Source organism: Mesorhizobium sp. B2-8-5 (assembly GCF_006440675.2).
In the GTDB taxonomy this organism is placed as follows: Bacteria; Pseudomonadota; Alphaproteobacteria; order Rhizobiales; family Rhizobiaceae; genus Mesorhizobium.
Map to the genome: position 1 here is coordinate 1877378 of NZ_CP083951.1, position 16007 is coordinate 1893384.

Annotated in this window: 18 protein-coding genes; 3 read left to right on the forward strand and 15 right to left on the reverse strand. The window is 64.1% G+C overall.

What is annotated here, in order from left to right; translation table 11 throughout:
* The first annotated feature begins 6 nt into the window (after nucleotides 1-6).
* Nucleotides 7-813, forward strand: coding sequence for an endonuclease III (gene nth, locus FJ430_RS09115; protein WP_140710224.1), 807 nt, complete (start codon nucleotides 7-9; stop codon nucleotides 811-813).
* 9 nt (nucleotides 814-822) lie between these two features.
* On the opposite strand, the gene FJ430_RS09120 is transcribed toward nth, so the two are convergent.
* Nucleotides 823-1269 (reverse strand): DUF2214 family protein, encoded by a 447-nt coding sequence (locus tag FJ430_RS09120; RefSeq protein WP_140710226.1) that lies wholly within the window; start codon nucleotides 1267-1269, stop codon nucleotides 823-825.
* A gap of 188 nt (nucleotides 1270-1457) precedes the next feature.
* Here FJ430_RS09120 and FJ430_RS09125 point away from each other — a divergent pair, with 188 nt between their 5' ends.
* Complete coding sequence (locus FJ430_RS09125; RefSeq protein ID WP_140710228.1) at nucleotides 1458-2018, forward strand: GNAT family N-acetyltransferase; 561 nt, start codon at nucleotides 1458-1460, stop codon at nucleotides 2016-2018.
* Here the strand turns inward: FJ430_RS09125 and FJ430_RS09130 are convergent.
* The 9 genes from FJ430_RS09130 to FJ430_RS09170 all read right to left on the reverse strand — a co-directional run bounded on the left by FJ430_RS09130 (nucleotide 2015) and on the right by FJ430_RS09170 (nucleotide 8815).
* Entirely contained in the window at nucleotides 2015-4501 is a 2487-nt protein-coding gene (locus FJ430_RS09130) for an EAL domain-containing protein (protein WP_140710230.1), read from the reverse strand. The genes FJ430_RS09125 and FJ430_RS09130 overlap by 4 nt on opposite strands.
* Nucleotides 4502-4804: 303 nt before the next feature.
* Nucleotides 4805-5203, reverse strand: a complete 399-nt coding sequence (locus FJ430_RS09135; protein ID WP_140710232.1) for a DUF1801 domain-containing protein — start codon at nucleotides 5201-5203, stop codon at nucleotides 4805-4807.
* A 78-nt stretch (nucleotides 5204-5281) separates the two neighbouring features.
* Entirely contained in the window at nucleotides 5282-5725 is a 444-nt protein-coding gene (locus FJ430_RS09140) for a DUF1801 domain-containing protein (protein ID WP_140710234.1), read from the reverse strand.
* A complete protein-coding gene (locus FJ430_RS09145; RefSeq protein ID WP_140710236.1) occupies nucleotides 5725-5958 on the reverse strand; it encodes a hypothetical protein in 234 nt (77 codons plus the stop codon). The genes FJ430_RS09140 and FJ430_RS09145 overlap by 1 nt, the downstream gene beginning before the upstream one ends.
* Before the next feature lie 39 nt (nucleotides 5959-5997).
* A complete protein-coding gene (locus FJ430_RS09150) occupies nucleotides 5998-6390 on the reverse strand; it encodes a VOC family protein (protein ID WP_140710238.1) in 393 nt (130 codons plus the stop codon).
* A 78-nt stretch (nucleotides 6391-6468) separates the two neighbouring features.
* Nucleotides 6469-6879, reverse strand: coding sequence for an SRPBCC family protein (locus tag FJ430_RS09155; protein WP_140658085.1), 411 nt, complete (start codon nucleotides 6877-6879; stop codon nucleotides 6469-6471).
* Nucleotides 6876-7199 (reverse strand): ArsR/SmtB family transcription factor, encoded by a 324-nt coding sequence (locus tag FJ430_RS09160; RefSeq protein WP_140710240.1) that lies wholly within the window; start codon nucleotides 7197-7199, stop codon nucleotides 6876-6878. The genes FJ430_RS09155 and FJ430_RS09160 overlap by 4 nt, the downstream gene beginning before the upstream one ends.
* 186 nt (nucleotides 7200-7385) lie before the next feature.
* Complete coding sequence (locus tag FJ430_RS09165; RefSeq protein WP_140710282.1) at nucleotides 7386-7853, reverse strand: NUDIX hydrolase; 468 nt, start codon at nucleotides 7851-7853, stop codon at nucleotides 7386-7388.
* A gap of 248 nt (nucleotides 7854-8101) precedes the next feature.
* Nucleotides 8102-8815: a hypothetical protein gene (locus FJ430_RS09170; RefSeq protein WP_226892120.1), complete on the reverse strand. Its 714-nt coding sequence runs from the start codon at nucleotides 8813-8815 to the stop codon at nucleotides 8102-8104.
* A 45-nt stretch (nucleotides 8816-8860) separates the two neighbouring features.
* On the opposite strand from FJ430_RS09170, the gene FJ430_RS09175 reads away from it, so the two are divergent.
* Nucleotides 8861-9457 carry an invasion associated locus B family protein gene (locus tag FJ430_RS09175; protein WP_140710247.1) on the forward strand — a complete coding sequence of 199 codons (597 nt, stop codon included), beginning with the start codon at nucleotides 8861-8863 and terminating at the stop codon, nucleotides 9455-9457.
* Between the two features lie 179 nt (nucleotides 9458-9636).
* Here FJ430_RS09175 and FJ430_RS09180 read toward each other — a convergent pair whose 3' ends face one another.
* The 5 genes from FJ430_RS09180 to FJ430_RS09200 are packed head-to-tail and all read right to left on the reverse strand — an operon-like array spanning nucleotide 9637 to nucleotide 16006.
* The gene (locus FJ430_RS09180; RefSeq protein WP_140647932.1) at nucleotides 9637-10329 is read right to left on the reverse strand and encodes a response regulator transcription factor; all 693 of its coding nucleotides are present in this window, start codon (nucleotides 10327-10329) and stop codon (nucleotides 9637-9639) included.
* On the reverse strand, nucleotides 10326-13049 hold the full coding sequence (locus FJ430_RS09185) for a sensor histidine kinase (RefSeq protein WP_140710249.1): 2724 nt from the start codon (nucleotides 13047-13049) through the stop codon (nucleotides 10326-10328). The genes FJ430_RS09180 and FJ430_RS09185 overlap by 4 nt, the downstream gene beginning before the upstream one ends.
* A gap of 54 nt (nucleotides 13050-13103) precedes the next feature.
* On the reverse strand, nucleotides 13104-13667 hold the full coding sequence (gene kdpC / locus FJ430_RS09190) for a potassium-transporting ATPase subunit KdpC (protein WP_140710251.1): 564 nt from the start codon (nucleotides 13665-13667) through the stop codon (nucleotides 13104-13106).
* A gap of 12 nt (nucleotides 13668-13679) precedes the next feature.
* Nucleotides 13680-15773: a potassium-transporting ATPase subunit KdpB gene (gene kdpB / locus FJ430_RS09195; protein ID WP_140710253.1), complete on the reverse strand. Its 2094-nt coding sequence runs from the start codon at nucleotides 15771-15773 to the stop codon at nucleotides 13680-13682.
* On the reverse strand, nucleotides 15770-16006 hold the full coding sequence (locus FJ430_RS09200; protein ID WP_226892121.1) for a hypothetical protein: 237 nt from the start codon (nucleotides 16004-16006) through the stop codon (nucleotides 15770-15772). Before FJ430_RS09200 ends, kdpB begins: the two co-directional genes overlap by 4 nt.
* Nucleotide 16007 lies beyond the last annotated feature (1 nt).

Below are 16007 nucleotides of genomic sequence, written 5' to 3' on the forward strand. Positions count from 1 at the left end.
AAGGAAATGGCGCCTCCCAAGTCGAAAAAATCCGTAGCTGTCAAAAAGTCTCAACCCTCCACTGCCGGTGGCAGCCGGGCGCCTGGTCGGCGGCCGCGAAAGGCCGGCTCGCGGTCGCTCTATAGCCCCGCCGAGGTGCATGAGATCTTCCGGCGCTTTTCCGTGCAGCGGCCTGAGCCGAAAGGCGAGCTCGACTATGTCAACGCCTTCACGCTGCTGGTCGCGGTGGTGCTGTCCGCGCAAGCGACGGACGCCGGCGTCAACAAGGCGACGAAGGCGCTGTTCGCGGCGGCCGACACGCCGGCCAAGATGCTGGCGCTGGGCGAGGCCAAGGTCGGCGATTACATCCGCACCATCGGTCTGTGGCGCAACAAGGCGAAGAACGTGATCGCGCTGTCGAAGGCGCTGATCGACGACCATGCGGGCCAGGTGCCGCAGGATCGCGACGAGCTGGTGAAGCTGCCGGGCGTCGGACGCAAGACCGCCAATGTCGTGCTCAACGTCGCCTTCGGCGAGCACACCATGGCGGTCGACACGCATATCTTCCGCATCGGCAACCGGATCGGGCTGGCACCGGGCAAGACGCCGGAGCAGGTCGAAGAAGGGCTGCTCAAGGTCATCCCGGCTGAATTCATGCGCCATGCGCATCACTGGTTGATCCTGCACGGCCGCTATGTCTGCAAGGCGCGCAAGCCCGATTGCCCGGCCTGCGTCATCGCCGATATCTGCAAGTCCAAGGAAAAGACCACCGACGTGCCGGCCCCGCTGGTGCCGATCGCGCCGCTGGACGAGACGTTTCCGGCCGAGGCCTAAAGCGGTGTTCTAATAACCGTAGCCGCGCGCCATGGCCGCGGCAAAAACCGGAATGAGCAGGAAGATGAAGCCCTCGGCGCGGACATAGTTCTTCACCGAGGCCAATTCCGCCGCCGGCACCGCGAAAGACGGATTGCCGCTCGCCTGCTTGTTCCAGGAGAGGAAGCGCATGGTCGGCACGATCGACAGCAGGCCGACGATGGCGAAGGCCGCCATCTTTGCCCAGAACATCCAATTGTAGACGTAGAATTCCCAGCCTTTCAGACCGAAGAACACCCGGCAGACGCCGACGATGACGATGAGCGCGGCGACGATGCCGTAGTGGCGGTCGAGGCGCTTCAGCGTCGCCGCCGCCAGATCGCCGCGCACCAGCACGAACTCCGCGCCGATGATGCCGGCCAGCGAGAACACCAGAAGGTGATGCGCGATCGCCAGCAACAGGTCTGTGGTGTCCATGGTTCTTCCTTCGGTAGACTTGCGCTTTTGGGTCGGCTTCGCGCGCAAACTAGCATCGCCGGGCGAAAAGCCCATAGCGATGCAGCCGTGCCATGGCCGTTATGGCTGGAAGAGCCAACGCATTGGCCTGGCTCTTGATCGAGCGTGCTGTTTTGCTAAGCGCTGTCGCGTCGATGGAGGGCAATGCCATGAGCATCAGGACGGAAGCCGGCGTGCCGCTTCTCGAAACAGCGCGCACCGTTTTGCGGCCGCACAGGCTGGACGATTTTGAAACCTATGCCGTCATGTGGGCGGAGCCCGCCGTCACCCGTTTCATCGGCGGCAAGCCGCGCACGCGCGAGGAGAGCTGGATGCGCTTCCTGCGCCATGCCGGCCTGTGGTCGCTGATCGGCTACGGTTTCTGGGCGATCGAGGACAAGGAGACGAAGCGCTTCATCGGCGAGGCCGGGTTCCACGATCTGAAGCGTGAGATCGAGCCGTCGATCGAAGGCGTGCCGGAGGCAGGCTGGGCGCTGGCCTCAGAGGCGCATGGCCAGGGGCTTGCAAGCGAAGTCGTCGGGCGGATCGTCGCCTGGAGCGACGAGGCGTTGGGGCAGGCGAGAACCGTCTGCATCATCGATCCGGAAAACGGCGCGTCGCTCAAGGTGGCCGAGAAGAACGGCTATCGCGAAATCCTGCGCACCACCTATCACGAAAAGCCGACGATCCTGTTGGAGAGGCCGGCCGGATCGAGCGGCGCCAAGGCCTAACCAGCTTTGCGGCGCAGGGTCTTGGCCAGCGTGTCCCAGGCATCCGTCACCGCACCCTGTGCCGTGTGCCCGCCGTGCAGGACCGTGACCGCGTCGAATGGCTGGGGTCGCGCGATCGCATAGCCCTGTGCGTAATCGACGCCGATCGCTTTCAAGGCTTCGACGATGCCGTCGCTTTCGACGAATTCGGCGATGGTGCGTTTTCCGGTCACCTTGCCGATATGATGGATCATCTCGACCATCGCGCGATCGATGCGGTCGTCGAGCATGTCCTTGACGAAGCCGCCGTCGATCTTGAGGTAATCGACCGGCAAATGCTTCAGATAGGCGAAGGACGACATGCCGGAGCCGAAATCGTCGAGCGCGAAGCGGCAGCCCAGCCCGCGCAGGTCGGCGATGAAACGCATGGCCTCGGTCAGATTGGCGATGGCGCTGGTTTCGGTGATCTCCAGGCAGATCGTTTCGGGCGCAATGGCGTGCGCGGCGAACTGCTCGCGCATGAAGCCGAGAAACGTTTCGTCGCCGAACGTGGCGCCGGAGAGATTGATCGCGCAGGTGGATATCGGCGTCGCGCGCGGATCGGCGCGTCTGGCCGCCAATGTGGCGAAAGCGTTGCGCACCACCCAGCGATCGATCGCGGGCATCAATCCGTAGCGCTCCGCCGCCGGAATGAAGCTCTGCGGGGTGACGAAGCTGCCGTCGTCGTCGGTCAGCCTGAGCAGGATTTCGATATGCGCGCCTGGCTCGGCAATATCGTCCCGCAGCGGCGCGATCTCCTGCGCATGCAGCCTGAAGCGGTTCTCGTCCAGTGCGGCATGCAGGCGCTGCACCCAGGCCATCTCGCCGAAGCGCTCGCGCAACGCCGTGTCGCCGTCGCTGTGGATCTGGACGCGGTTGCGGCCCTTTTCCTTGGCCATGTAGCAGGCGACATCGGCGGCGCGCAGCACCTCCTCCAGCGTCATGCCGACATTGGCGACTTCGACCATGCCGATGCTGACGCTGGTGTTGAAGGGACGACCTTCCCAGGAAAAGTGCAGATCCTGGACCGTCGCGCGCAACCGTTCGGCGGTGGCGGCGGCACAGTCGGTATCGCAATCGAAGAGCAGCACGCCGAACTCGTCGCCGCCCAGTCTCGCCAGGATGTCGCCGGGCGGCAGCTCATTGGCGAGCAGCACCGAGATCTGGCGCAGCAGCTGGTCGCCGGCGGCATGGCCGCAGGTATCGTTGACCAGTTTGAACTGATCGAGGTCGAGATACATCAGCGCGTGCCGGCGGGGCCTTTCCGGCGCTTCGGAGATCGCGCTCGCCAGACGGTTCTCGAAGTCGCGGCGGTTGACGAGACCGGTCAGCGCATCATGCGATGCCTGCCACGACAGCCGCTCGATATAGTCCTGCTCACGTGTCATGTCGTGCAGGGCAAGGACGCACCCCAGGATCGTGCCGGAGACGATCAGCGGAGCACCGTTCAGCGCCACCGGCACGACCGAACCGTCGGGACGCTCCAGAAGCTGCGGGCGCACATTGGAGCGGCGCGGCTCGCCCGCCAGCAGGCGCGGGACCAGATCGGTCTCCTCGACGCCGCTGTCCTTGTCGACGAGCCGGAACAATGAGGCGACCGGCCTGCCCTTGGCGGCGGCGAGCGAACAGGCAAGCAGCCTTTCCGCTCCGGCATTCATATAGTCCAGCCGCCCCTCGGCATCGGTGCTGATGACGGCCTGGCCGATCGAAGCCAATGTGATCTGGGCACGCTCGCGCTCGGCATTGAGAGCGTTCTGGAAGGCCTGGCGTTGTTTCATCAGCTTGCGCGTGCGCCAGACGGCAAGCAGGATAAGCAGTGCGGCGGTGGCGAGATTGGCCGCCGTCAGCGCCATCTTGATGAAGCGCGATCCCTCGCCCAGACTGTCGGAAAAGGCTTTGGAGAGCGGCCCGATCCGGAGATCGAGCTGGTGGATTTGCGCCTTCCAGAGACTGATCTCGGCCGTCGAGGCCGGTCCGTTCTCGAGCCTGCGATGCATGTCGTCGCCAAGGCTTTCGATGGCGAGGATCATTTCGTCGGCCGTAGCCCAGTGGCGGATGGCGATGTCGAGATAGCTCACGGCGCGAAAATTCCGGAACAGCCAGATCATGCCGGCGACATCGTCGGGATGGTTGTTGCCGCCAAGAAAGCCGAGCCTGGCCGCATTCGCGTCGGGCTCGGCCTGTTCGAGCGCAAGCCGCGCGGCGCGATCGGCCAGCGGCACGGCGATGGCTTGACGATATTCGCTGAAATACTCTCCCCGGCCGGTGTCGGCATAAAGGCTGAGGAAATAGATGGCGTGCTTCTGTCCCTTCGACCATTGGCTTTCGCCGCCGACATAGGCGCGGACAGCTGACAGCGTGTGGAGGCTAAGCGTCGCAACCAGTGCCTGGATCAGGACGACCGCGACGAAAGGCCAGACCAGCCCGATGAGACGCGGGGCGGCATCGGTCGATGACAGCTTCATCCCATTCCCATGGAGCGTGCGCGGGCTCCCTCGGTGTCTGTCCGACTGGCTCATCCGCCGGTTGAGACGATGTTTTTCCCCACATGTCGTCCGGTTACTGGCGACATCAATCCAGATAGCGTGCCTGGCTTAACAGCCGATAAATTTGTTCAGTATTTGTTTTATGAGTTGTTGCTCAGCAACAAAAGGATGCGTACGCCGCTTGATGCCGATATTTTTGTGCATAGTATCGATCCAGAGTGCGGGGACCCGGAAGAAAAAGCCGGCAACATCAATCCGATAGCGCTGCGCGGCAGCCGCGTCTCAGCGCTTGGTCTTGGATTTGTTGAGGGCCACGGCTTCGCGGACGAGCGCCTTCAGGGCATCGGCGTCGACCGCGTCGCCCTCCTTGAAATCGATGGCGCGCCTGGTGTTGCCTTCGAGGCTGGAGTTGAAGAGCTTCTTGGGATCGGACAGCGCCGCGCCTTTGGCGAAGGTCAGCTTGACGACGGTCTTGTAGGTCTCGCCGGTGCAGATCATGCCGGCATCCTCCCAGACCGGCACGCCGCGCCATTTCCATGTCTCGACGGCCTCCGGCGCGGCTTGCCTGATCAGGGCGCGGAGCCGGGCAAGCGTCTCGCCGCGCCAGTCGCCGAGTTCCTTGATCCTTCCGTCGATCAGCTCGGATGCAGACCTGTCGTCCTGCGCGCTGCCTTCTTGCATATCCGCTTCTCCTTCGGGCTGGATAAGAGATCGCCACCATGGCCTTTTCAGGGAGGCGACGCTTGATCTTTCGTGCGCTTACATCCGTTCACCGGGCAACTGGCTCGCCTGCTTCACCCAGGAAACGAATTGCTCCTCGTCGAGCCGGTCGCTCTCATGGATGTGGAAATAGCGCGTATCCTTGCTCCTGGATTCGACGGGCGGCACGGGCGTGAGCGACAGGCCGCGGAAGAAGGCCACCTTGATGTATCTGGCGAAGCAATGGACGCCGAGGAACCAGCCTTCGCCTTCCATTCCGTAGAAGGGAGAGTTCCATTTGACGGCCTTCTGCACGTTGGGAACGGCCTCAACGATGAGCTGGTCGAGCCGGCGCCCGACCTCGCTCTTCCAGCCCGGCATCGCCGCGATATAGGCCTGGACGGGCGCGTCGCCATAGCCCTTGGCGATCTGCGGGTTGCCGCCTGAAAGCAGGACAGGTTCCGCGTCCACGGATCGCGCAACCTTTGCTTTTGCCTTCGCCATCAGGCCGATCCCGTTCGCTCGCTCGTCTGCTGGCTGCGCCACCTGACGGCATAGGGCAGCACGAACATGTAGAGCCCGCTGAACAGCAGCAGGAAAAGCGGGATCAACGGCGAATAGACGATCCAGGCGGGCGGTGGGCCCATGGCCATGGCGGCGAAATTGGCAATGACGGTGACGGTGAAGATGATCGACAGCCAGCGGTGAAGCTGCCTGATCCATTTGCTCCAGTTCAATCTAACCTCCCTTGCAAATGACGATACGGATCGAGTTGCCTACCAGCGCGCCAGCTGCGAAAGCTGAATGAGGTTGCCGCAGGTGTCGTTGAGCTGGGCGATGGTCGCGCCGGTCACCGCGGTCGGCGCCATGGCAAAGCTGCCGCCATTGGCCTTGATGCGCTCATGGTCGCTCTTGATGTCGTCGGTGAACAGCATCAGGGCCGGCTGGCCCTGCTTGAAGATGGCCTGCTGATAAGTCTTTGCAGCCGGATTGTCGTTGAGGGCCAACTGCAGTTCAGTGCCGTCCGGATCGTCAGGCGAGGTGACTGTCAGCCAGCGAAAAGGCCCGTTGGTGAAGTCGGCCTTCTTGGTGAAGCCCAGGACGTCGGTGTAGAAACGAAGAGCCTTTTCCTGGTCGTCGACATAGATGCTGGTCAGCCTGATCTTCATTGTCGTGTCTCCATTGCTTGCGCCCGCGGTTTGCCGCCCCGCCAGGACCGTGTCTGTCTTTTGAAGCTTCGGCGGACTTCAATCGATCCGCGAAAGCAGCTGCTCCAGGGCGGTGAAGTTGCGCTTCCAGCCCACCGTGGCGCCGCGGTAGTACGGCTCCTGATCGGTGCGGAAGCCGACCTGCTCCATGCGCAGATGCGTGCCCGTGCCAGTCGGGGTGAGCGTCCAGGTGACGACGCTCTCGAGGTCCTTGGTGTCCCAGCTGTAGGACAGGGTCCTGTTGGGCTCGACCGTCCGCACTTGGCAGTCGACGCCTCCCCATTCGGCGCTCAGATTGAAGCGATGGTCCACGACCGGCTTGAAGCTGTTCTTCATCAGCCACTCCTCGATGAGATGCGGTTGGGTGAGCGCGCGCCAGATCTTTTCCGGCGGAAAAGGTATCTCGCGCTCGACGATGACGGAGCGCGTTGCGGCCGGCACTTCATTCATTGATCCATCCTTTTGAGCAGTTCCTCCAGATCGTCGAACCGGCTTTCCCAAAACCCCGCCATGTGGCGCGTCCAGTCCATCAACGGCGCCAGCGCCTTGAGCTGGGCGCTGTAATGGGTCTGGCGGCCCTCATGGCGGTCGCGCACTAGGCCCGCCTCCTTGAGGACGCCGAGATGCTTCGACACCGCCGGCTGCGATACGCCGGCCTGCGCGGTCAGGGCACCGACCGTCTGCTCGCCCTGGCGGCAGAGACGTTCGAAGATGGCGCGCCGTGTCGGATCGGCAAGCGTCCTGAACAGTATATCGTGCGAGGCCGACATCTCAATCAATAACCCGTTGGCTATTGATTACGTATAACCACTGGGATATGTATGAGTCAAGCAGCGAATCGCCAGCCGCAGCAAAGCGACCGCAACAAGGGGGCCGCTGCCCAGGGAAATGGCTTTGGGCCTATACCGGCACGCCGGCACGACCTTTCCCGAACGACACCGAATAGGATGGTTGCTTTATGCCGGATCGACCACCGGAACGGTCAGATCCCTAAGCAGCGTCGAAAGCTCCGGTTCGTCGATGAGCAGGGCGGCGTCGGCTGCTGGAAGCCATGCACGCTGCCGGTTCGCGGCTTCCTGCCAGTCGGCAAGCTCCTCGGCGACCTCGAGCAAATAGACCGCAACGTCCACGCGAATGAAGCCATTGGTCATGCGTTTCCAATAGGAATAGGTGCCGGCAGGCTGCTTCAGCGTCCTGCCGAGAACGCCTGCTTCTTCCTGGGCTTCGATCGTTGCCGCCTTGCGCCCGCTCTTGCCCTTCATCGGCCAACCCTTTGGCACAATGAAGCGCCGTGTGGTGCGTGAGGTGACCAGCAACACTTCCAGGTTGCCGTCTTCCCGCAAGCGATACGGAATGGCCGCCACCTGGCGGATCCGTTGGCCTTTCTTGGCTCTGCGAACTGCTTTCTTCTTGGTTGTTGCCATCCCAAATTCCGGTGAGAGCAGCATCCCTGCCATACGCTCTCGCGCGGCAAAAACCTGTCCTCCTGCAAACCCTAGAGCGTTTCACCGTTTCACGGAAACGGCGAACCGCTCTATCTCTTTAGTTTTGACGCAATTCCCGACGGAAAACCGTGTCACACTTTTCCTGGAATTGCTCTAGAACCACCGCCCTTGCAATCCGGCAATTTGCCAGCAAGTAAGTCGGCTAATAAACTGAAAAAAACAAAATGTCAGCGGCAAACCCGTGAAATCGTGTTGCCGACCGCTTCCATCCGACAGGTCTTGTCATATACCGGCACATCGGGCTTGGGCTTGGGCGCGCTCTGCCGGTCAAGCTCGCGATACAATTGCTGTTGCTGCTGGTATTGCTGCCGCTGCAAGCGGTTCTGCAACTGCTGCAGCTGGTTCTGCTGCACCAATGCGTCGCGATTCGTCGGGATGACAATCTGCGCATGAGACGCCGCAACCTGAGAAATCGCGGCCGCCAGCACGGCGCCTGCCAGAACAGCCTGAATGTGACGAAGCATCCGCACGGCTCCCATAGGAAAAACCATGCACTTCATATAGTGCGGGCGGCCAATAACGCCATGGGCACTGCGAAACGTGATGCGGCCCACGGAAGCCGGGCGATTGGCTATGCCGTTGCGCCGGCACTGGAGGTCGGGGCCGACATCCCGGTCAGCGACATCGCCAGCTTCCGCATCTACGGAAAGGCCGGCGTCGAATTCTCCACCAAGCAGAGGGAGATCGAGGGGCGTTTCGCCGCCGCCGAGAATCTGCCCGGCAACCCGGCATTGCACTTGACGGAAGCCATCGATTCGCCGCTCTATCGGGTCGGCGCCGGGCTGGAGCTCAATGGGCGTCAACGGAGTCGGGCTGGCGCTCAGGTACAACGGCGCCTTCGGGGAAACGGTCAAGCAGAACGCGGTCAGCGCGTCTCTCAAGGTCAGCTTCTAGCTGACGCGGGGCGGCGGCCAAGAAGGGAAGTCATGAGGACGAAGTACGCGTATCTCGCGGCGATGCTGGTAGCCGCCTGCATTACCGGTATGCCGGCAGCGGGATTTGCCGCGCAAAACAAGGGCGACAAGGTGGCGCCAGCGGCCCAGCCCGCCGACGCAGCGGCCAAGCCGCAACTGCCGGGCGGCGCCTCGGCGCTGTCGGAAACGCATGGCGACTGGACGGTCAACTGCCAAGTCACCGGCACGAACAAGGTCTGCAGCCTGTCACATCAGCAGTTCAACAAGCAGAGCGGCCAGCGGCTGCTGGCGATCGAATTGACGACCAAGACGGGCCAGGACGCCGCCGGCACGCTGGCGCTGCCCTTCGGGCTTGCCCTGGCCAACGGCATTTCGCTTGAGATCGACGACAAGAAGCTGGACGGGACGCTGCAGTTCAACACCTGCCAGGCGGTCGGCTGCCTGGTGCCGGTGACGTTCGATGCCGATACCACGCCGCTCTTGCAGAACGGCACCACGCTGAAAATCAACGCCACGGCGGCCGACACGACGCAGCCGATCTCCTTCACCATCTCGCTCAACGGCTTCGGCAGCGCGCTGGCGCGGACGGCGGACCTGTCGGCGGACTAGTTTGTCGGAGACCGGCCGGCTGAACGCTTCGTCATCCACGGGCGAAGCAAGGAGCGAAGCGACGCGGCGCAGACCCGAGGATCCATTCCGTGACATAGGAGCGCCGCGCCGCTTCGCGGCTGCTCCGCCCAGGGATGACGAGGTTGGAAGGCTTCGGCCAACCACCACGGTTTGCCTCGCTACTCAACCTCGCGCAGACGGTAGCCGACGCCGGTCTCGGTGATGATGTAGCGCGGCTGGTCCGGCGTCTTCTCGATCTTCTGCCGCAGCTGGCGCACATAGACTCTCAGATACTGGACGTCGGTGGAGTCGTTCCAGATCTGCTTCATCAGGAACTGGTGCGTCAGCACCTTGCCGGCATATTGCACGAGCATGCGCAGGATGTCGTATTCCTTGGGCGACAGTTTCACTTCCTTGTCCTCGACCTTGACGATGCGCTTCACCAGGTCGACGGAAAGGTCGCCGGTGTGGAACACCGGCTTCTCGCCCTGCTGCTGGAATTTGTGGCGCAGCGCCACGCGAATGCGCGCGACCAGCTCGTTCATGCCGAAAGGCTTGGTCACATAGTCATCGGCGCCGAGCTCGAGCGCGGCGACGATACCGGCCTCGTCGGTGCGGCTGGACAGGATGACGACCGGAACGTCGAGGCCGTCGCCGCGCCATTTGCCGAGCAGCTCGAGGCCGGTCATGCCGGGCAGGCCGAGATCGAGCAGGATAAGGTCGGGCCGTTCGGCCTGCATGAGTTCGATCGCCGCCTTGGCGTTAGGCGCCTCGGAGACCGCGTAGCCCTGGCTGCCGAGGCCGACGCGCAGCAATTTGCGGATCGGCGGTTCGTCGTCGACGACCAGGATGGAGACGGTCTGGTTCGTCATGCCGCGTCGTCCGTAAGGGGAGCGCCGAGCGCCGGCAACTCAGCCGGCAGCGGCATGCGGATGGTGAAGATCGCGCCCAGACGGTCGGTGCGGTTGGCCGCCGCGATCGTGCCGCCCATCGCCTCGATGAAGCCGCGGCTGATCGACAGGCCGAGACCCGTGCCGGCGCGCACCTGGTCGCGCTTGCGCACGCGGTAGAAGGTGTCGAATATCCGCTCCAGGTCGTCGGGCGGAATGCCCGGTCCCTCGTCCATCACCTGCAGGATGACGGCGCCGTTGTCGACCCAGGCCTGCAGCCGGATGGCCGAGCCCGGCGAGGCATATTTGGCGCCATTGTCGAGGAGGTTGAACAATGCCTGCTCGAACAGAACGGGATCGAGCCGCAGCATCGGCAGATCGGCAGGAATGTCGGTTTCTATCTTGTGTTCGGCGGTGATCTTCCGCGCCCGGTTCAACGCCGATCCGACGACGTCTCCGACATAGTGGAATGCGTGGTTTGGCTCCATCGCGCCCGACTCTATCCTGGTCATGTCGAGCAGATTGGCGATGAAGCGGTTCAGCCGCTCCGCTTCGCTGACAACCGTCGCCAGAAGTTCGGCGCGATCGTTTTCCGGCAGCGCCGGCGCGAATTCCTTCAGCGTGCCGGCCGCGCCCATGATCGCGGCAAGCGGCGTCTTAAGGTCATGCGAGATGGAGGTAAGCAGCGCCGAGCGCAAGCGGTCCGCTTCGGCGGCCAGCCTGGCGCGGTCGACATCGGCGACGAGCTGAACGCGCTCGATGGCGACCGCTGCCTGGTCGGCCAGGGCGTCGAGCAGCCGCTGCTGCTCGGGCGTCAGCAGGGGCCCTTGCTTGTCGTTGTCGAGACCGACCACGCCGATCGCGGTGCGCCCCGTCCGCAGGGGGAGATAGAGGCGTTTTGCGCCAGGCAAGGTGTCGGCGCCGCGGCCGGCGGCGCGGTTGTGCTCCCAGGCCCAGCGGGCGGCCGCGATATCGGCTTCGGCCAGCGTGTCGTCCGGCGGATAGCCGGCCTTGACGGTGATAGTGCCGTTTTCCGGCAGGAGCAGCACGACGCGGACCTTCAGCATCGAGGCGATCTGGAAGGCGGTGGCCCACAGCACGTCGTCGAGCGTGCCGGCGCCGGCGAGCTTCTTGGAGAAGGAGTAGATGTCCTCGGTGGCGCGCGCCCGCGAGCGGGCGGCGACCGCCTGGCGCTGAACACGCGCGGTCAGGTTGCTGGCGATCACGGCTACGACGAGGAAGACCGTGAAGGCGACGATGCTTTCCGGATCCCTGATCGTCAGCGTGTAGCGCGGCTCGAGGAAGAAGAAATTGAAGGCAAGCGCGCTCAGGAAACAGGCATAGAGGGCTGGCCAGAGCCCGAAGGTCACGGCCGCGGTCAGCACCGCCAGAAGCAGGACGCTGGCAAGATTGCGGACGTCGAGGAACTGGTCGAGGATCGAGCTGACGGCCAGCGCGCCGGCGACATAGGCCGTCGAGAACAGGTAGGGCCAGACCTGGAAAGGCTTCTGCTCGGGCGCGGCCTTGACCCGTGCCGACGGTGTGTCGCCATCGCGCTCGGCGCCTGAAATGACATGGACGCTGATGTCGCCGGCATTGCGGATCAGGTCATAGGTGAGCGAGCCCTCGATCAGCTCGCGCCAGCGCGAGCGGGTCGGCCTGCCGATGACGATATGGGTGAAATTATTCGCCGTCGCGTGGCGCACGATGTCCTGGGCGACGTTCTGGCCGGGAATGGTGGCGATCTCGGCGCCGAGCTGTTCGGCAAGGCGCAGGTTCCTGGCCAGGCGATCCTTGTCCTCCTCGGACAAGCCGGCGAGCCGCGGCGTGTCGACATGCAGCGCCGTCCAGGGCGCGCGCAGCCGGTCGGCGAGCCGGCGCGCGTAGCGGATGCGGGCCGCTCCGCCGGGTTGCGAGTCGACGCAGACGAGAACCCGCTCGCCGGCCGCCCACGGGCCCGGAATGGCATGCGACTGCATGTGGTTGAGCAACTGCTCGTCGACGCGCTGGGCGGTGCGGCGCAGGGCCAGCTCGCGCAGCGCCGTCAGATTGCCCGGCGAGAAATAATTCTCAATGGCGCGCTGCGCGGTGTTGGGGAAATAGACCTTCCCGTCCTGCAGGCGTTTGATCAGGTCGTCGGGTGTGAGGTCGATGATCTCGATGTCATCGGCCTCGTCGATGACGGAATCGGGAACCGTCTCGCGCACCCGGACGCGGGTGATCTGGGCGACGACGTCGTTCAGGCTTTCGACATGCTGGATGTTGAGCGTGGTGTAGACGTCGATGCCTTGCGCAAGGATCTCCTGCACATCGAGATAGCGTTTGGGATGCCGGCTGCCGGGCGCGTTGGTATGGGCAAGCTCGTCGACCAGGACCAGCGCAGGGCGCCGCTTCAGGATGGCGTCGATGTCCATTTCGTCGAGCGTCTGGTCGCGATACTCGACCAGGCGGCGTGGGATCACCTCATAGCCGTCGACCAGGGCCTGGGTTTCCTTGCGGCCATGGGTCTCGACAATGCCGATCACGACATCGATGCCGTCGGCGCGGCGGGCGCGGCCCGCCATCAGCATCTCGTAGGTCTTGCCGACGCCGGGCGCGGCGCCGAGAAATATGCGCAGGCGGCCACGGCCCTCGCGTTCGGCATGCTCGAGGAGCGCGTCGGGGGAGGGTCGGTTCTTAGGGTCGGTCCTGTCGTCGGGCATCAGGTCCAATCATGAATTGCGCCGGGGATCGTGTCGATCCCCGGCGCGGGTGGATTACTTCAACTCGTCCAGCGCCAGGTTCAGCGCCAGCACGTTGACCACCGGCTCCCCGAGGACGCCAAGCTCGCGGTCCTCGACATGGCTGTCGACCAGCGCCTTCACCTTGGCCTCGTCCATGGTGCGGGCCTTGGCGACGCGCGGCACCTGGAAATAGGCGGCCTCCGGGCTGATGTCGGGATCCAGGCCGCTGCCCGACGTGGTGACGAGGTTCATGGGCACCGGCTGGTTCGGGTTCTCGGCCTTCAGCTTCCCAGCGTCATCCTTGATGCGGTCGATGAGCTTGGGGTTGGTAGGGCCGAGATTCGATCCGCCCGAGGACGCGGCGTTGTAACCGTCACCGGCCGCCGACGGCCGGCCGTGGAAATAGCGGTCGCTGGCGAAAGCCTGGCCGATCAGGCTGGAGCCGATGACCTTGCCATCCTTTTCGATAAGGCTGCCATTGGCCTGGTTCGGAAACAGCGCCTGGGCGATGCCGGTCATGCCGATCGGATAGACGAGGCCGGTCAGCACGGTGAAGAAGACGATCATGACAAAGGCGGGTCTGAGTTGCTTGAACATCGGGGCAAGTCCTTATGCGAGGCCTAGAGCCGTGACGATCAGGTCGATCGCCTTGATGCCGACGAACGGCACGACGATGCCGCCGAGGCCATAGATCAGCAGATTGCGGGTGAGCAGCGAGCCCGCCCCGATGGCGCGATATTTCACGCCTTTCAGCGACAGCGGGATCAGCGCGATGATGATCAGCGCGTTGAAGATGATGGCCGACAGAATGGCGCTCTGCGGCGTCGCCAGATGCATGACGTTGAGCGCCTGCAGCGGACCGGTGGACTGGCCGGGCGCGACGTAGAAGACCGCGAACATCGCCGGGATGATGGCGAAGTACTTGGCCACGTCGTTGGCGATGGAGAAGGTCGTCAGCGAGCCGCGCGTCATCAACAGCGCCTTGCCGATCTCGACGATCTCGATCAGCTTGGTGGGATCGCTGTCGAGGTCGACCATGTTGCCGGCCTCGCGCGCGGCGACGGTGCCGGTGTTCATGGCGACGCCGACATCGGCCTGGGCCAGCGCCGGCGCGTCGTTGGTGCCGTCGCCGCACATGGCGACCAGCTTGCCCTTGGCCTGCTCCTCGCGGATCAGCGACAGCTTGTTCTCGGGCGTTGCCTGGGCGAGGAAGTCGTCGACGCCGGCTTCGGCGGCGATGGCAGCCGCGGTGAGCGGGTTGTCGCCGGTGATCATCACCGTGCGGATGCCCATCTTGCGCAGCTCCGCGAAACGCTCGCGGATGCCGCCCTTGACGATGTCCTTGAGGTGGACGACGCCGAGCAGGCGGCCGTCGCGCTCGACCGCCAGCGGCGTGCCGCCGGCCTTGGCGATCTCGTCGGCGATCGCCTGCAGGTCGCGGATCGTTTCGGTCGTCGGACGCGTGCCATGGGCGGCGACGGTCGCCTGGTTCACGTGATTGAGCACCGCATCGACCGCGCCCTTGCGCACCGACGAACCGTCGATGTCGACGCCGCTCATGCGGGTCTGCGCGGTGAAGGGCACGAAGGTCGCGTGCAAGGTTGCCATGTCGCGGGCGCGGATGGCGTATTTCTCCTTGGCGAGCACGACGATCGAGCGGCCTTCCGGCGTCTCGTCGGCCAGCGATGCAAGCTGTGCTGAATCGGCCAGCTCCTGCTCGGTGACGCCCTTGACCGGACGGAACTCGGTTGCCTGGCGGTTGCCGAGCGTGATGGTGCCGGTCTTGTCGAGGAGAAGCGTGTCGACGTCGCCGGCGGCCTCGACGGCGCGGCCGGACATGGCAAGCACGTTGAAGCGCACGAGGCGGTCCATGCCGGCGATGCCGATGGCCGACAGCAGCGCGCCGATCGTGGTCGGGATCAGCGTCACGAAGAGCGCAACGAGGATGGTCACCGAGATATAGCCGCCCGAATAAGAGGCGAAGCTGGGGATGGTCGCGGTGGCCAGCACGAAGATCAGCGTCATGCCGACAAGCAGGATGTTGAGCGCAATCTCGTTCGGCGTCTTCTGGCGCTCGGCGCCCTCGACCAGCGAGATCATGCGGTCGAGGAAAGTCTGGCCGGATGCGGCGGAGATGCGCACGCGGATCCAGTCGGACAGAACCTGGGTGCCGCCGGTGACGGCCGAACGGTCGCCGCCGGATTCTCGGATGACGGGCGCGGATTCGCCTGTGATCGCCGCTTCGTTGACCGACGCCACGCCTTCGACCACCTCGCCGTCGGATGGGATGATGTCGCCGGCCTCGACCAGCACGACATCGCCGACCTTCAGGCTGGTGCCCGGCACCAGCTTGAATTTGGTGCGGTCGCCGTTGGTGAGCAGCTTGGCCTGGGTTTCGGTGCGCGCCTTGCGCAGCGAGTCGGCCTGCGCCTTGCCGCGGCCCTCGGCCACCGCCTCGGCGAAATTGGCGAACAGCACGGTGAACCACAGCCAGATGATGATCTGCAGCGTGAAACCGAGATCGCCGCCGCCGGCGATCAGGTCGCGGATGAAAAGCACGGTGGTCAGCAGCGAGACGACCGCGACGACGAACATCACCGGATTCTTGACCAGCGTGCGCGGATCAAGCTTGCGGAACGCGCCGCCGATGGCGGGCACCAGGATGCGCGCATCCATGATGACAGCGGATTTGGACTGGCTCATTTTTGGGCTCCAGTATCGGTCATGTTGGACGGCGCCGGGTGTTCGGTCTTCGGGAAAAGGCGCGGAAGGCCGATGGCCAGTAGCCACAGCACGAACAGCACGGCCGCCATGCCGAGAAAGGTTGAAAGGGTCGGGAAAGGACGAGGCTTCTCGCCCCTTCCGTTGTCGGGCGCTCCGTCACCGGTCTGGTGACGGTCGTTGCCACGTATGTCGTTGAAGCGGGGCATGGTCATC

Coding starts and splice junctions, on each gene's coding strand:
- kdpC (WP_140710251.1), bottom strand. CDS start 13,667: ATGTTCAAGCAACTCAGACCCGCCTTTGTCATGATCGTCTTCTTCACC.
- FJ430_RS09200 (WP_226892121.1), bottom strand. CDS start 16,006: ATGACCATGCCCCGCTTCAACGACATACGTGGCAACGACCGTCACCAG.
- FJ430_RS09125 (WP_140710228.1), top strand. CDS start 1,458: ATGAGCATCAGGACGGAAGCCGGCGTGCCGCTTCTCGAAACAGCGCGC.
- FJ430_RS09185 (WP_140710249.1), bottom strand. CDS start 13,049: ATGCCCGACGACAGGACCGACCCTAAGAACCGACCCTCCCCCGACGCG.
- kdpB (WP_140710253.1), bottom strand. CDS start 15,773: ATGAGCCAGTCCAAATCCGCTGTCATCATGGATGCGCGCATCCTGGTG.
- FJ430_RS09175 (WP_140710247.1), top strand. CDS start 8,861: ATGAGGACGAAGTACGCGTATCTCGCGGCGATGCTGGTAGCCGCCTGC.
- FJ430_RS09140 (WP_140710234.1), bottom strand. CDS start 5,725: ATGGCGAAGGCAAAAGCAAAGGTTGCGCGATCCGTGGACGCGGAACCT.
- nth (WP_140710224.1), top strand. CDS start 7: ATGGCGCCTCCCAAGTCGAAAAAATCCGTAGCTGTCAAAAAGTCTCAA.
- FJ430_RS09120 (WP_140710226.1), bottom strand. CDS start 1,269: ATGGACACCACAGACCTGTTGCTGGCGATCGCGCATCACCTTCTGGTG.
- FJ430_RS09165 (WP_140710282.1), bottom strand. CDS start 7,853: ATGGCAACAACCAAGAAGAAAGCAGTTCGCAGAGCCAAGAAAGGCCAA.
- FJ430_RS09130 (WP_140710230.1), bottom strand. CDS start 4,501: ATGAAGCTGTCATCGACCGATGCCGCCCCGCGTCTCATCGGGCTGGTC.
- FJ430_RS09150 (WP_140710238.1), bottom strand. CDS start 6,390: ATGAAGATCAGGCTGACCAGCATCTATGTCGACGACCAGGAAAAGGCT.
- FJ430_RS09180 (WP_140647932.1), bottom strand. CDS start 10,329: ATGACGAACCAGACCGTCTCCATCCTGGTCGTCGACGACGAACCGCCG.
- FJ430_RS09160 (WP_140710240.1), bottom strand. CDS start 7,199: ATGTCGGCCTCGCACGATATACTGTTCAGGACGCTTGCCGATCCGACA.
- FJ430_RS09155 (WP_140658085.1), bottom strand. CDS start 6,879: ATGAATGAAGTGCCGGCCGCAACGCGCTCCGTCATCGTCGAGCGCGAG.
- FJ430_RS09135 (WP_140710232.1), bottom strand. CDS start 5,203: ATGCAAGAAGGCAGCGCGCAGGACGACAGGTCTGCATCCGAGCTGATC.